This is a genomic window from Pseudomonas sp. H2_A10, from assembly GCF_054680085.1.
Genome location: NZ_CP162821.1, coordinates 3,666,841 through 3,680,694 on the forward strand (window position 1 = coordinate 3,666,841; position 13,854 = coordinate 3,680,694).

14 protein-coding genes and 1 pseudogene are annotated in these 13,854 nt (G+C 61.1%); 3 read left to right on the forward strand and 12 right to left on the reverse strand.

The genetic code is table 11. The annotated features are described in order from the left end of the window. Positions 1 to 370 precede the first annotated feature (370 nt). The 8 genes and pseudogenes from AB4O23_RS17040 to AB4O23_RS17075 all read right to left on the reverse strand — a co-directional run bounded on the left by AB4O23_RS17040 (position 371) and on the right by AB4O23_RS17075 (position 7,024). Complete coding sequence (locus AB4O23_RS17040; protein ID WP_460150207.1) at positions 371 to 1,324, reverse strand: D-2-hydroxyacid dehydrogenase family protein; 954 nt, start codon at positions 1,322 to 1,324, stop codon at positions 371 to 373. Between the two features lie 24 nt (positions 1,325 to 1,348). After that, positions 1,349 to 2,350, reverse strand: a complete 1,002-nt coding sequence (locus AB4O23_RS17045) for an alpha/beta fold hydrolase (protein WP_068931954.1) — start codon at positions 2,348 to 2,350, stop codon at positions 1,349 to 1,351. Between the two features lie 47 nt (positions 2,351 to 2,397). Beyond that, positions 2,398 to 2,841 carry a YqaA family protein gene (locus tag AB4O23_RS17050; protein ID WP_175404215.1) on the reverse strand — a complete coding sequence of 148 codons (444 nt, stop codon included), beginning with the start codon at positions 2,839 to 2,841 and terminating at the stop codon, positions 2,398 to 2,400. A 3-nt stretch (positions 2,842 to 2,844) separates the two neighbouring features. Next, positions 2,845 to 3,291 (reverse strand): DUF411 domain-containing protein, encoded by a 447-nt coding sequence (locus AB4O23_RS17055; RefSeq protein WP_460060069.1) that lies wholly within the window; start codon positions 3,289 to 3,291, stop codon positions 2,845 to 2,847. An 82-nt stretch (positions 3,292 to 3,373) separates the two neighbouring features. Beyond that, positions 3,374 to 3,832: an SRPBCC family protein gene (locus AB4O23_RS17060; RefSeq protein WP_068931953.1), complete on the reverse strand. Its 459-nt coding sequence runs from the start codon at positions 3,830 to 3,832 to the stop codon at positions 3,374 to 3,376. A gap of 81 nt (positions 3,833 to 3,913) precedes the next feature. Continuing rightward, positions 3,914 to 4,759 (reverse strand): methyl-accepting chemotaxis protein, encoded by an 846-nt coding sequence (locus AB4O23_RS17065; RefSeq protein ID WP_371912027.1) that lies wholly within the window; start codon positions 4,757 to 4,759, stop codon positions 3,914 to 3,916. A gap of 63 nt (positions 4,760 to 4,822) precedes the next feature. Next, a pseudogene (locus tag AB4O23_RS17070) lies at positions 4,823 to 5,908 on the reverse strand (cache domain-containing protein); the annotation flags it as partial. A gap of 120 nt (positions 5,909 to 6,028) precedes the next feature. Beyond that, on the reverse strand, positions 6,029 to 7,024 hold the full coding sequence (locus AB4O23_RS17075; protein ID WP_460060071.1) for an aldo/keto reductase: 996 nt from the start codon (positions 7,022 to 7,024) through the stop codon (positions 6,029 to 6,031). 115 nt (positions 7,025 to 7,139) lie between these two features. Between AB4O23_RS17075 and AB4O23_RS17080 the strand changes: the two genes are divergently transcribed. Next, positions 7,140 to 8,051: a LysR family transcriptional regulator gene (locus tag AB4O23_RS17080; protein ID WP_460069445.1), complete on the forward strand. Its 912-nt coding sequence runs from the start codon at positions 7,140 to 7,142 to the stop codon at positions 8,049 to 8,051. Positions 8,052 to 8,127: 76 nt separating this feature from the next. Here AB4O23_RS17080 and AB4O23_RS17085 read toward each other — a convergent pair whose 3' ends face one another. The 3 genes from AB4O23_RS17085 to AB4O23_RS17095 all read right to left on the reverse strand — a co-directional run bounded on the left by AB4O23_RS17085 (position 8,128) and on the right by AB4O23_RS17095 (position 10,536). After that, positions 8,128 to 8,850, reverse strand: coding sequence for a membrane-targeted effector domain-containing toxin (locus AB4O23_RS17085; protein ID WP_460060072.1), 723 nt, complete (start codon positions 8,848 to 8,850; stop codon positions 8,128 to 8,130). Further along, the gene (locus tag AB4O23_RS17090; RefSeq protein ID WP_460060074.1) at positions 8,843 to 9,433 is read right to left on the reverse strand and encodes a hypothetical protein; all 591 of its coding nucleotides are present in this window, start codon (positions 9,431 to 9,433) and stop codon (positions 8,843 to 8,845) included. The genes AB4O23_RS17085 and AB4O23_RS17090 overlap by 8 nt, the downstream gene beginning before the upstream one ends. Positions 9,434 to 9,510: 77 nt before the next feature. After that, a complete protein-coding gene (locus AB4O23_RS17095; protein WP_460089777.1) occupies positions 9,511 to 10,536 on the reverse strand; it encodes a hypothetical protein in 1,026 nt (341 codons plus the stop codon). A 21-nt stretch (positions 10,537 to 10,557) separates the two neighbouring features. On the opposite strand from AB4O23_RS17095, the gene AB4O23_RS17100 reads away from it, so the two are divergent. Continuing rightward, entirely contained in the window at positions 10,558 to 10,752 is a 195-nt protein-coding gene (locus AB4O23_RS17100; RefSeq protein WP_017530556.1) for a hypothetical protein, read from the forward strand. Position 10,753: 1 nt separating this feature from the next. Here the strand turns inward: AB4O23_RS17100 and AB4O23_RS17105 are convergent, their stop codons facing one another. Continuing rightward, positions 10,754 to 11,134, reverse strand: coding sequence for a hypothetical protein (locus AB4O23_RS17105; RefSeq protein WP_017530555.1), 381 nt, complete (start codon positions 11,132 to 11,134; stop codon positions 10,754 to 10,756). A gap of 236 nt (positions 11,135 to 11,370) precedes the next feature. On the opposite strand from AB4O23_RS17105, the gene pvdQ reads away from it, so the two are divergent. Next, positions 11,371 to 13,659 carry a bifunctional acylase PvdQ gene (gene pvdQ, locus AB4O23_RS17110; protein ID WP_460138669.1) on the forward strand — a complete coding sequence of 763 codons (2,289 nt, stop codon included), beginning with the start codon at positions 11,371 to 11,373 and terminating at the stop codon, positions 13,657 to 13,659. Positions 13,660 to 13,854 lie beyond the last annotated feature (195 nt).

The window sequence follows — 13,854 nt, forward strand, 5'->3', positions numbered from 1 at the left end:
TGCCAGCTGCACGGTTAGCTTAAAAAGATTGGATGGACGGGCATGTAGCGTGAATCGCGGTGTGCTCGCCTTGCCTTAAAACTTGACCAAGGGCCGAGTTGAAAAGTTTAGTTTTTTTGCGGGGTTTTTGTTTTGAAACGGACCCATCGGTCATGAGTCTAGGACAGATCCCAGAGCCTGTAGGGTTTCTGGAAGGTTTTTGTAGGACAAAAAACTTGTAACCTTATGCAGCTTTATAAAACGACCTGCATCCGAGACGAGGCAGCTCTGTTGCGCCGGGTCGTGAAGCGGCCCCAATTCGGGGCCGTCACGCCGGTGGAGAGGCACTGTGTGCAGGGCAACAGCAGCGCGCGCGCACTTAAAAGGTGCATCAGCCGAGCAGGCGAATCGGCGACCCTTGGGCCCACGCCTGGATATTCTCAATCATCTGCCCATAGAACTGCCGGTAGTTCTGCTCGCTCACATAGCCCACATGAGGCGTGGCCAGTACATTCGGCAACTGGCGGAAGGGGTGGTCCGACGGCAATGGCTCTTCGCCATAAACGTCCAGCGCAGCCCCTGCCAGACGGCCGCTCTGCAACGCCTGCACCAGCGCCGGTTCATCCACGATCGGCCCACGCGCGGTATTCACCAAACGTGCGCCGGGCTTCATCCACCCCAACGCCTCGGCATCCACCAGGCCACGGCTGCGCTCGCTGAGCACCAGGTGGATGGTGAGGATATCGGCCTCTTCGAACAGCGTTTTTTTGCTGACCCAGGTCACGCCCGCCTCGACCGCGCGCGCGGGCGTGAGGTTTTCACTCCAGGCAATCACGCGCATGCCGAACACTTGGGCAAAGCGCGCGACCTTCTGGCCAATGCTGCCCAGCCCCAGGATGCCCAGGGTCTTGCCATGCAGGTCGCCGCCCAGGCCCACCTGCCAGTGGCCGGCCCGCAGGGAATTGGCCTCGGCGAGCAGGTTACGGCTACTGGCCATGATCAACGCCCACGTCAGTTCCGGCGCCGCGTGTTTATAGCTGTCGGTGCCGCAAACCTGAATGCCCAGGCGCTTGGCGGCGGGAATGTCGAGGGCCGCGTTGCGCATGCCGCCGGTCACCAGCAGCTTGAGGTTGGGCAGGCCCTGCAACAGCGCCGAGTCGAAGGTGGTGCGTTCGCGCATGACGCAAATCACCTGGAACCTGTGCAAGCGCTCGATCATCACGGCGGTGTCCGCCGGGTAATCGTGCAGAAAATGCACCTGGCCCACGGCCTTGAGCGCCGACCAATCCACCACGCCACTGGCCACGTTCTGCCAATCATCAATGACTGCGATCTGTACCGACATTGCCCTTGCCTCACAAAGGTTGGATTAAAGCGCGTTCAAACCTTGCAACAGCGCCGTGTGGAATTTTTCCGGCGCTTCCATCTGCGGTGCGTGCCCCAGGCCGGTGAATTCCACCAAGGTGGCGCGGGGAATCAGCTTGGCCACCTGTTTGCCCAGCCTGTCGTAGTGACCGATGCGGGCCTTGACCTGTGGCGATGCAATATCTTTATTGATCGCCGTGGTGTCGGAAGTGCCGATCAGCAGCAGGGTGGGCATCTGCAGGTTTTTGAACTCGTAGTACACCGGCTGGTTGAGGATCATGTCGTAAATCAGCGCCGAGTTCCATGCAACCCGCTTGCGCCCGGGGCCCGTGGCGAGGCCGGCGTACATGTCCACCCAGCGCTCGTACTCGGGCTTCCAGCGCCCCACGTAATAGGTGTTGAGTTGGTAGTTGCGAATCCCCTCGGCGCTGACGTTGAGTTCACGCGCGTACCACTGGTCCACGGTGAGGTAGGGCACGCCCAGGGCTTTCCAGTCTTCCAGGCCGATGGGGTTGACCATTGCCAACTGCTCGGTCTGCTCGGGGTACATCAGCGCGTAACGCGTCGCGAGCATGCCGCCGGTGGAGTGCCCCAGGAGGGTGGCCTTTTGAACGCCGAGCTTTTCCAGTAATTGATGGGTGTTGCTGGCCAGTTGCTGGAAGCTGTACTGGTAATAGGCGGGCTTGCTGGAGGTGCAAAAGCCAATCTGGTCCGGCGCGATCACCCGGTAACCGGCGTCGCTCAGGGCTTTGATCGAACTTTCCCAGGTAGCGCCGCAGAAATTCTTGCCGTGCATCAGCACCACGCTGCGGCCATTGGGGTTGCCTTTGGCAGGCACGTCCATGTAGCCCATTTGCAGGGATTGGCCCTGGGATTGGAAGTTGAAATGTTTCAAGGGGTAGGGGTATTTGAAACCTTGCAGTTCAGGGCCGTAGGTGGCCGCAAATACGGGCGTGACGCTGGTTGTGAGCAGGCCGACGGCACAAAAGGTGCGGCGTAAAGACATGGGCGAGGGCTCCGAAAAAAGGGTCTTCGGATGCTGTTGCGAGGCGATTAACGGGGGATTAACACCCAGTGCAAGGTCACGGCGGCGAGCACTGCGTAGCGCAGGCTTTTGGCCAGCGTCACCAGCAGCAAAAAACGCCACAGCGGTTCACGCATCACACCGGCCACCAGGGTCAGCGGGTCGCCGATGATCGGCAGCCAACTGAGCAGCAGCGTCCAATGCCCCCAACGCTGGTAATGAACACGTGCTTTTGCAAGTTGCGTGTCGCTGACCGGAAACCAGCGCCGTTGCTTGAAGTGTTCCACCCAGCGCCCCAGCAGCCAATTGACCAGCGAGCCGAGTACGTTGCCCAGCGTGGCGATACCCAACAGCCACCACAGGCTGTAATGCCCGCTGACCAGCAGGCCGACCAGCACCGCTTCCGATTGCAACGGCAGCAGGGTCGCCGCGCCAAACGCGGCCAGGAACAGCCCGAGGTAACCCATCAGCACCGATCAGCGCGCCGGGTAATCGGCCACCACCACATCGTTACCGTCGCGCGTCAACCCGATGACTTGATAGGCCTCGCTGCGCCCATCCACTTCCATGCCGGGCGAACCCATCGGCATGCCGGGTGCCGCGATGCCGAGCAGATCGTCACGTTTGCGCAACGCCAGCACCTGGTCGGCTGGCACATGACCTTCAACGAACTTGCCGTCGATCACGGCGGTATGGCAGGAGCCCAGGCGCGGGACCACGCCCAGGCGTTGCTTGACGGCGCTCATGTCGGCCTCGACATGGTCATTGACCTTGAAACCGTTGCTTTGCAGGTGGCTGATCCACTTTTTGCAGCAACCGCAATTGGCGTCACGGTGCACGTCGATAGGGATCAGCTCCGCGACCTGGGCCAGGGTGGTGGTGAACAGTGCACAAAGCAGGGCCAAACGTAGTGGGGTTTTCATCGTGGTGTCGTCCGATTTCCAGGCAGTAAGGCGGGCATTCTCCCTGCTTTTATCGGTGTGACGTCAGGGTAATGTTTCAAGATTATACAAAAGGCGGGTGTTCCAGCCGATGCTTGAGCCGGTCCAGGGCGGTGCTCGACAGTGTGAGCATGCGCTCATGCAGGCTGGCCAACTGCAACTCGGTTCCATAGGTCAGCACGCGCTTGAACAGCGTGCCGTCAGCGCAGGGTTGCAGGACATAGTGGATCGAACCGTCGACGGCCATGGAGGTAAACACCGTCTTGAACTCATCGGGGCGGCGGGCGATTTGTACGCGATAGCTCATGGGTACGCGGATACCCAACAGGTCGATCATTTCGGTAAACCGCGCACCGGCGCAGAGGGAGCCGGTGGTGCCGGTGTCGGCACTGAGGGAGGAGGGGTGCCATTCGTGCCAGCGATCCGGTTGAGTCACATAGTCATAAACGGTATCGATGGGGGCGTTGATAATGCGTTCCTGACTGATCCGCTCCAAGCGGACCGACTGCTCGACAGCGCGCATGGCACACCTCCTGTGTTGCAACTATGAGCTGTCAGAATAGCCCTACTCCCGTGCTTTGCACGGGAGTCTGGATGCCATTGATCAGCGCACTTTGAAGCGGCTCATCAGGCTGATCACCCGGCCATTCGCGTCGAGCAGACTTTGCGTATTGGTTTCAGTGGCATGGCCGCTTTCCACCAGTTCTTCGACCATATGCCTGATCTGCACCATGCTGCGGTTGATCTCCTCGGTCACCGCGCTTTGCTGCTCGGCGGCCGTGGCGATCTGGGTGCTGAGGTTGTTGATATGGCTCACGGAGCCGGCCATTTCATCCAACCCGGTGTTAACCCGCGCCGTGGCGTCCGCCGCCGATTGGCAACTGGCCTGGGTGTTTTCCATGGCCGCCACCGACGAACTCACGCCGCTGGTCAGCCGCGCCAGCATTTCATTGATCTGCGACGTGCTGGCCTGGGTGCGCGCGGCCAGGGCGCGCACTTCGTCGGCCACCACCGCAAAGCCTCGGCCTTGCTCACCCGCCCGTGCGGCCTCAATGGCGGCGTTGAGCGCCAGCAGGTTGGTCTGCCCGGCAATCGCACCGATCACGCCCAGGGTCTCGGTGATGCGCGCGGCGTCCTGGCGCATGTTTTCCACGCTTTGGGTGGCGCTGGACACTTCGCCGATCAAGGCGCCGACGCTGCTCGACGCTTCCCCCACCACCACGCGGGAGCGGTCGGCATGCTCGTTGGCGCGTTGGGTGAAGGCGGCCGTTTCGGCGGCATTTTGCGCGACGGTGTCGGCGGTGGAACTCATCTCGGTAATCGCGGTGACGGTCTGATCGGTTTCCGAGGCGTGGCGCACCAGGATCTGGTTGGTGTGCGCCGAGGTGCGTTGCAATTGCTCAAGGCCTGACGACATGGCGCCAGTGGCCTGGGTCACTTCGCCGATCATGTTTTGCAGGTACACGATAAAACGGTTCACCGAGTGACCAATCGCGCCCAGTTCGTCTTCGGCGCGGATGGTGATGCGTCGGGTCAGGTCGGCGTCGCCCGTGGACAGGGCGTCGATGTTGGTTTTGAGAGTCTTCATGCGCTGCACCAATTGGCGGATCGCATACAGCGCCAGCAGCACCAGCAACACCACCATGGGGATTTGCAACAGGGCCAGGCTGCCGAGCACGTCGTCACGCTGTGCGGTGATCAGTGAGGTGGGCAGGGCGGTGGCGAGGAACCACGGCGTGCCTTCGATGGGGCGCATATAAAAAGTGCTGGCGACGCCGCCATTGTCGAATTCGCTGCGTTGCAAGGCCTGGTCGCGATGCGCCAGGGCTTTGCTGACCTGGGCGGCAAAGGCTGATGTGCCGGTCAGTTCGCTGATGTTCTTGAGCACTACCGGGCTGCTCAGGCGCGAGCTGTTGCTGATGATCTTGCCGTCGCCTTCGACGATCAGCATTTGCCCGCCGATGTCCTTTTCCTTGCTGGCCACCAGGTCGTTGAAGAAACCCAGGGTCACATCGATAGTCGCTACGCCATACGCGGCGCCGTCGCGCTGGATCGCCATGGCGCAGTTGGTGCGCGGCTCCTGGCTGGCGTCGTCCTTGTAGGCGGCGGCCCAGGCGCATTGCCCGCGCGGTGCGGCGAGGCCGCCTTTGTACCAGCTCTGGTCGTAATAGTTGGGCGCCGGGTCACTGTTCCAGAAGGTGTTCACCATCAGCTTGCCCGACGCGTCGCGGTGCCAGAACGTACTGTGCTTGTTACGCCCCGGTGTGCGTTGGTTGGGCAACGGCCAGATGCCGCCGCCAAACACTTTGAGCTCACCGTACTGGTCCACCAGGCCGGGCAGGACCTTGTCGATGGCGTCGCTGTCGAGCAGGGGCACGGTCTGCGTGATGGTGCGTTGCTGGGCCTGAACCTTGTTGAGCTCGCCCTTGATCCGTTCGGCCACCTCGGCGACGCGGTTGAGCACCACCTGTTCTTCGGTGTGACGCAGCGTCGGCGCGACCAACTGGCCGATGCCGACGACGGTCAATACGAACAGCACCAGGACGAACAGCACCAGAAACAGGGTGTAGCGGGCTTGGATAGAGCGCAGTGGGGGCATGGGGCCGTCCTTACGAAGCGTTATTGTCGACGCGGCTTTATTAGAGCTTCGTAAGGCTATCGGCCCGGCGCACGGGAGCTTTAGGTACGTGCGTACAAGAAAGTCGGAGCGCCGCGCTCCTCAGATATCCAGCATCGCCATGACTTCTTCGGGGTAGCGCAGGCCTGCGGTGGCGTCGGCGGGGAAGATCGCTTGCAGCGCCCCCAGCTCGGCCGGGCTGAGGCTGATCGACACGGCCGCGACGTTCTCTTCCAGGTACTTGCGCTGCTTGGTCCCCGGGATCGGGATGATGAAGTCGCCTTGCGCCAATACCCAGGCCAGCGCCAGTTGCCCGGCCGTTACGCCTTTGTCCGCCGCAAGGGTTTGTACCTGTTTCACCAGGTGCAGGTTTTTGGTGAAATTCTCCCCCTGAAAGCGCGGGTTGAAGCGGCGGTAGTCATCGGCACCGAAATCGTCCGGGCTTTTCAGCGCGCCGGTGAGAAAACCACGCCCCAACGGGCTGTAGGGCACAAACGCGATGCCCAGGCGTTGGCACGTGGCGAGGCAGCCGTTGTGCTCCTGGTCACGGCTCCACAGTGAGTATTCGCTTTGCAGGGCGCTGATGGGGTGCACCTTGTGCGCCCGTTCCAGGGTCGCGGCGGACGCTTCGCTCAAGCCGAGGTAACGCACCTTGCCCTGTTGCACCAGCTCGGCCATGGCGCCAATGGTTTCTTCGATGGCCACTTCAGGGTCGATGCGGTGTTGGTAGTACAAATCCAAGGTGTCGACGCCAAGCCGTTGCAAGGTGCCGTTGATGGACTCGCGGATGTACTCGGGGCGGCCATTCACACCGCGCAGGGCCGGGTTGGCCGGGTCGCGCACGATGCCGAATTTGCTCGCCAGGAACACCTGGTCGCGCTTGCCGGCAATGGCTTTGCCGATCAGTTGCTCGTTGGTGTGAGGGCCGTACATGTCGGCGGTGTCGAGAAAGTTCACGCCCAGCTCCAGCGCGCGGTGCAAGGTGGCGATGGCTTCGGTGCTGTCGCTGCCGGGCGTGTAGAAATCGCTCATGCCCATACAGCCGAGGCCGATGGCGGAAACACGTGGGCCGTTTTTACCGAGTTGACGAGTGTGCATGGGTGCAGCTCCTTGGGATGAAGGCGTCATTGTTACGCTCGACAGAATCGGGATAAACAGGCTAAAAGCACTATCACTATTCGTAATATCTAAACAATAAGCCGGGGTGCCGCCGTTGGACCGTTTTAATGCGATGCGCGTGTTTACCCGGATCGTCGAGCTGGGCGGGTTCGCCAAGGCCGCCGACAGCCTGCAACTGCCTCGCGCCTCGGTGACGATCCTGATCAAACAATTGGAAGCGCACCTGGGCGTGCAGCTGTTGCAGCGCACCACGCGCCAAGTCAGCCCGACCCTCGACGGCGCGGCGTATTACCAGCGCTGCGTGCAGTTGCTCACCGACCTGGAAGAAACCGAGGCGGTGTTTTCCACCCAGCGCCAGAACCCGCGCGGCACGTTGAGCATTGATATGCCGGCGGGCATCGGCCGCTACCTGGTCATCCCGGCGCTGCCGACGTTTACCGCGCGCTACCCGCACATTGCCTTGGAAATCGGCCTCAACGACCGCCCGGTGGACCTGATTCGCGAGGGCGTGGATTGCGTGTTGCGCGGCGGCCTGGCCCTGGACGAATCGCTGGTGGCGCGGCCCTTGGCGATGATGGATCAAATCACCTTGGCCAGCCCCGCCTACCTGGCGCGCATGGGCGTGCCCGAGACCCTGGACGACCTGGCCCGGCACCAGATGGTCGAGTACGTTTCCAGCGCCAGCGGCAAACGGTTTGGCTTGGAGTTTGAAGTGGGCGGCGAACTGCGCGCGGTCAACCTGCCCAAGGTGGTCGCGGTCAACGGTGCGGATGGCTACTTTTGCGCCTGCGAGGCCGGGTACGGGTTGATCCAGGCCCCGTACTATCACGCCGTGCAACGCTTGGCCCTGGGCGCGCTGGTGGAAGTACTGCCGCAGGTGGCCGTGCCGAAAATGGCGCTGACCGCGCTGTACCCGCCGCATCGCCAGTTATCACAGCGGGTGCAGGTGTTTGTGGATTGGCTGGTTGAGCTGTGCGCCACGCCGGGTACCGGGTTGCAACGTTAAGGCGCGATACCGGCGGCTTGAACGGCAGCCCAACCACAGCTTGCACACGCGGGTGAGCTGTCGTTGGGCACATGGCTCAGGTTTGCGGTTTGACGTAAATCTGCAGGTCGCCCGGAACGCTGTCGGCGGCGATCGGCTGGGTGGGGTCTGGTGCGCGGCCGATGAGCCGCCTGCCGATACTGGTCTGGACGTTGCGTCTGTCGAAAACGCCAATGCCAATGGCCCCTGTCAATTCAGCCCGGCCGGGTACACCTTCGGACGTGTTCATGTGTGAACGCCCCACCAGCGCCACCCACTTTTGCGTACCCGAGTGGGCCTGGATGGTTTCTGCCGCGTAGTAATTAAACTCCTCCAGCCGCCGTACGGAGCCGTTGCCCGTGGTGGTCGGCCCGAGTATGCCGCGCAGGTTCTTGTGCCGGGTGAGGTAGTAATGGTCAATCGGCATGATCTGTATGCCGTTGTGCTCCAGCTTGGCGCGCAGCTCTTGAAACGTCGGGTTCGTGCGGGGCTTTTTGTCTGTCCCGGCCAGCAGGCCGATGCCGTCATCGACCAGCCCTTGGGGCATATCGATCACGCCCTCGAAATACACTGTTTTCACCCCTTGGTCCTTTAACGTCTCTGCGTTATCGAACAGCACCCTGAAGCTCGCCATCTGTTTATGTGACTCGCCCAATACGATGCCGGGTGCGGCTTTAAAGGCTTCTGCGATCAGTTGGGACACCGGGACCGGCTTTGGAATAAGCGGCAGCGTGGGGCGTGGTGGAAGGCCTATCTGCCGGATAGACGCGTAATTATTCATGCATTTCGTTGTAGAACTTCGTCATGGTTTTCAGCTTGGTGTCGGGCTTGAAATGGTCCGGCTCCAGCTTGCCTTTAAGGCTTTCTACATAGTCGCCATCGGGCAATGCGTTTCTCACCCGTAGCGGACGGGGATAAGGGTGCGGCGGGTAATTGCGACGCAGGTCTGGGTTGCTCGGTGAGTGGGGCGCCAGCGTATCAAGCGGATTGAAGTTTTCCAGCGGCGGGCCGTAAGGCTTCATTTTGGCCGGATCGTAGGCAAAGCGTTGGCCGCCGCCGAGCACGGTGGCGCCTTCCACGGTTTGGCCTGATGTGGTGAAAGTGCCCAGGCTGACCGCGCCGTAATGGGGATGGGCGGCTATCGACGCCCGCTTGATTTTTTCAATGCCGCTGCCGATCAAGTGTGTGCCGCCGCGCACAATCTCACCCAGGCCATTCAATGGGTTCAATTCACCGATCAGCGTGGTGCCGAGGATTTTGGCTATTTGCAACGCCTTGGCCGTCGCGCTGATCGCCTTGGCGCCGACTTTTGCCACCTTCGACGCAGCGCCCGCGCCGGCGGTGACGAAGCTGAACACGTCCATCACACCGTCCAGGTAGTTGCCGTTCTGAAAGTTGACGATGGCCGATCTGAGCGGGATCAGGTCCAGGAAAAAATCGGTCAGTTGCCTTCCGAATCCATCTGTTGGTCATAGCGGCTGGTGCCTTTGGCTGCCTGGACTGCATCCTCATTGTCGATATCAAGGTGCTCGACAAACACATCGGCAATGGCCTGTGTTCGTGCGCTTGCATAGCTCAGGGGCACCGGCAGTGAGGCGGCTGTGGGGGCGGCGTTGAGCCATTGGGCTTGGCCGACGCGGGTGGGGGTGAATTTTTCTATCGGATAGACCCGGTTGGAGGTGCGCTGCCGTTGCTGGGTCAGCTCGGTGCCTGGAACCCCGGTAATGGCCCCCTGTTTCAAATCGATTTTATAAACGGTTTCACCTGCCACGCCGGAGGCTTTAACCAGCAGCGTTTGGTTTTTTTCTTCGAGTGTTCTGCCGAATAAGCCCGTACCCAGCGTGTAGGTATTGTTTTGATAGAACTCGAGCTTGGCGTATTCCAGGTTTTGCCTGTCGGGCAGCGGCAGTTGAGCGATCAGGTGTTTGATCGTCGCAGTGATGCCTTTTTTGCGCGAGTCGATCGCCTGATTGAATTGCTCGTTGAACGTGGCGTTTACGTCGAGTGCGACGAGCGTACGTTGCCGCTCAGGGCTGAGGGGGAATGGCCATGACAGCCCGCCGCCGAAACTGCCCAAGGGATGTTCCAGGGCTCTGTTGAACACGGCCCCGGCCAGGGCCGTCAATGCAAAGTGGCTGGTGGGTAGCGCCAGGCCTCGGGACCGGAGGTAATCCAGCAGGGTAACGGAGGCATCGGCTTGGCTGCGCTCCGGTGAAGCGGGGTCGATGATCATGGTCGTTGCTTTCAACGCTGCCAGGATCGCCTGGGGCGTTGCGTTTTCTCCCAAGCGTGTGGCGATCTCATTGAGTTTTTGCCCCAGGGTTTTGAGGTTTAGTCTGTCGCCCAGCAGGCGTGGCAGGCCATCGCTGAATCCGGCGTCGGACGAGCCAAAGCGTTTTATCGTCTGTAAGATACGAATTTGCCGACCCGATGCCTCGCATGTTCGGCGATCATTCAGTGCATACACTTTCAGCTTCAGGACCCCGTCATGACCCAAAAGCAACGCTTGAAATATTCGATTCTGATTTCCCTGGTGGTACTGGGATCGATGTTCGGCCTGTCCTACCTGCAGAACACCGGGGCTATCAGCGAAAAAACCTTCCAGTACATCGCCATTGCGATTGCCGTGGTGGTGGTGGTGATCAACGGCGTGATGCGTCGCAAGGTCAAGCCTAACCTCTGAGTCAGGCGCGGCCTTCGAGCACTTTGGCGGCCTCTTCATGGAGGCTGTAGCTCTTGTCGGTGTTGAGGGTGATCACGCCCTCGCTGCACAGGCGCTTGAGCACCTCGCGCACACTGAGAAACGACAATGGAATGCCCAGCTCGAGCAAATGGCTGTGCACGCCGCGCACCCCAAGGGTGCGCTGGTTGCTGGCGGCGGTGAGCAGGGCATCGATGACCTTCAGCCGAATCAGGCTGGTACGCAAACCAAAACATTTGAGCAAATGGCGGATACGCTGGTTGCCTTGCTGTTCGGGCGTTTTACCGAACGCTTGCGCGCCGCTGCCGAAATTGGCATCGGCGGCCGTTGAATGTCCTTCCGTGGGCACTGTCGGGTTGTACATGCAAAAACTCCTTATCAGAGCCTGATCAGGAAAATGATGGCGCTCTTAGTAACTAAGACGAACGAGCGAGCGAAATCATGAAGTGAAGGATGTAGAAATTTTGTCGGTATCGGTTTTGTCACACAGCCATCGCCCTGAATAAACCGCGCTGGCGCTAAATTCTTCCCGGTTGATTGCGTTCTTACGGTGGGGTGGTTGCCCCTTGTGAGGGTGTTCAATTTGACGGTGGAGTCTGCGTGATTATTTCCAATCGGGTGTCCAGGGTATGCGTGACGGGTGTGTTGCTGGGGCTGAGCCTGGCCGCATCGGCGCGGGAGCAGGTGGCGCAGGCGTCGGCGGATATCCGGCGCACCAGTTTCGGCGTGCCGCACATCCGCGCTGACGATGAGCGGGGCCTGGGCTTCGGCATCGGTTACGCCTATGCCCAGGACAACCTGTGCCTGCTGGCCAATGAGGTGGTCACGGTGAACGGCGAGCGGGCCAGGTACTTCGGCCCCGAACAGGCGACCCTCGAAGAGCGCAACAACCTGGCCAGTGATGTGTTTTTTACCTGGCTGAATTCGCCGGGTGCGGTTGCCGCGTTCTGGAAGGCGCAGAGCCCGCAGATCCAACAGCGTATCGAAGGCTACGTCGCCGGTTACAACCGCTACCTGAAAGAGCAGGGCGCCCCCGCGCAGTGCCAGGCGACGTGGGTGCGGCCACTGGTTGCCGAGGATCTGGTCAAGCTGACCCGCAGGCTGTTGGTCGAAGGCGGTGTCGGCCAGTTCGCCGAAGCCCTGGTCGGCGCCACGCCACCTCACGCCACCGCCGCCGTGCACACCGGCGCCAAGGCCTTTGAACTGGCCGCGGCCAATCAACAACGCTTCAGCCTGGACCGCGGCAGTAACGCGGTGGCGGTGGGGCGTGATCGCTCGTTCAACGGGCGCGGCATGCTGCTGGCCAACCCGCATTTTCCCTGGGTAGGCGGCATGCGGTTTTATGAAATGCACCTGACCATTCCCGGGCAACTGGATGTGATGGGCGCCGCGTTGCCGGGCTTGCCGGTGGTGAACATCGGCTTTAACCAACACGTGGCGTGGACCCATACGGTAGACACGTCCAAGCATTTCACCCTGTACCGATTGACCCTGGACCCCAAGGATTCCACGCGCTACATGCTGGATGGCAAGTCCGTTGCAATGGATAAAACTTCGGTGAACGTGCAGGTCAAACAACCCGACGGCAGCGTTAAAGCGGTGAACCACACGGTCTACAGCTCACTGTTCGGCCCCGTTGTGCAATGGCCCGGCAAGCTCGATTGGGACCGTCACACGGCTTTCAGCCTGCGCGACGCCAACCTTGGCAATGACCGCGTGCTGCAACAGTGGTACGCAATGAACCGCGCGGCCAGCCTCAAGGCGTTGCAAAACTCGGTGCACACCCTGCAAGGCATCCCGTGGGTCAACACCCTGGCCGCCGACGACCAGGGCCAGAGCCTGTACATGAACCAGTCGGTGGTGCCCAACGTCAACGCGGCCAAACTCGCGCAATGCAGCGACCCACGCGCCGGCGTGCAACTGATCATGCTCGACGGCGCTCGCAGCGCCTGTGCCTGGGACATTGACCCGCGCGCCGCCCAGCCCGGCATCTTCCCGGCCGAACAATTGCCGCAACTGGAACGCACCGACTTTGTGCAGCATTCCAATGATTCCGCCTGGATGGTCAACCCCCAGGCGCCGCTTGCCGGGTTCTCTGCGGTGATCAGCCAGGACAACATCAGCCTTGGCCCGCGCGCGCGGTTTGCCCTGCAACGCCTGCAATCCCTGGCCAAGCAGCCGATCACCGTTGCGGACCTGCAACACATGGTGATGGACAACGAGGTGTACCTGACCGGCCAGGTCATGCCCGACCTGCTGCAGTTCTGCGCCAGACAACTGGGCACCGATGCGCAGGCGTTGAAGCCGTTGTGTGCCAGCCTCCAAACCTGGGACCGGCACGCCAACCTCGACAGCGGCATCGGCCTGGTGCACTTCATCAACTTGATGGAACACCTGCAGCAACTCCCCGACGCCTGGCGCGTAACCTTCGACCCGGCGCAGCCCCTGACCACGCCTCGCGGCCTGGCCATCGACCGCGAACCCGTGGCCAACGCCTTGCGCGAAGCCATGCTGGCTTCCACGGCCGACGTCGCCAAACGAGGCCTTGGCGCGCAAAGCCACTGGGGCGATGTGCAACGCTCCGGGCAAACCCCGATCCACGGTGGCCCGCAGGAACTGGGCGTCTATAACGCGATGCAAACCGTGCCCCGCGCCGACGGCAAGCGCGAAGTCGTCAGCGGCAGCAGCTACCTGCAAATCGTCACCTTCGACGACAAGGGCCCCCAGGCCCAGGGCGTACTGACGTTCTCCCTGTCCAGTAACCCTGCGTCGAACTATGCCAAGGACCAGACCCAAGCGTTCTCCGAGAAAAAACTGCGTTCGCTGCCCTTCACCGAAGCCCAGATCAAGGCCGACCCGCACTATCAATTACAGCGCATCCAGGAGTAGGCCATGCACGCAAACCCTTGATGCCGCTGCGAAATATTTTTGAAATCAAGGGGTTGCAGGCATTGGCAAATGAGTACATAATGGCGCCCATCGAACGCAACGAAGCATTAAAAACTTCAATGTATTCAATGAGTTAGAGTAGAGGTAGGGCTTTTTGGCCCACTCAAGTTTTTATGCGGTGAGTGCCAGTGGTAA

Bases quoted from the DNA above. Each gene is read 5' to 3' on its own strand.
- AB4O23_RS17040 (WP_460150207.1), bottom strand. From the start codon at position 1,324: ATGTCGGTACAGATCGCAGTCATTGATGATTGGCAGAACGTGGCCAGT.
- AB4O23_RS17045 (WP_068931954.1), bottom strand. From the start codon at position 2,350: ATGTCTTTACGCCGCACCTTTTGTGCCGTCGGCCTGCTCACAACCAGC.
- AB4O23_RS17055 (WP_460060069.1), bottom strand. From the start codon at position 3,291: ATGAAAACCCCACTACGTTTGGCCCTGCTTTGTGCACTGTTCACCACC.
- AB4O23_RS17060 (WP_068931953.1), bottom strand. From the start codon at position 3,832: ATGCGCGCTGTCGAGCAGTCGGTCCGCTTGGAGCGGATCAGTCAGGAA.
- AB4O23_RS17065 (WP_371912027.1), bottom strand. From the start codon at position 4,759: ATGATCGGCGAAGTGACCCAGGCCACTGGCGCCATGTCGTCAGGCCTT.
- AB4O23_RS17075 (WP_460060071.1), bottom strand. From the start codon at position 7,024: ATGCACACTCGTCAACTCGGTAAAAACGGCCCACGTGTTTCCGCCATC.
- AB4O23_RS17085 (WP_460060072.1), bottom strand. From the start codon at position 8,850: ATGAATAATTACGCGTCTATCCGGCAGATAGGCCTTCCACCACGCCCC.
- AB4O23_RS17090 (WP_460060074.1), bottom strand. From the start codon at position 9,433: ATGGACGTGTTCAGCTTCGTCACCGCCGGCGCGGGCGCTGCGTCGAAG.
- AB4O23_RS17100 (WP_017530556.1), top strand. From the start codon at position 10,558: ATGACCCAAAAGCAACGCTTGAAATATTCGATTCTGATTTCCCTGGTG.
- AB4O23_RS17105 (WP_017530555.1), bottom strand. From the start codon at position 11,134: ATGTACAACCCGACAGTGCCCACGGAAGGACATTCAACGGCCGCCGAT.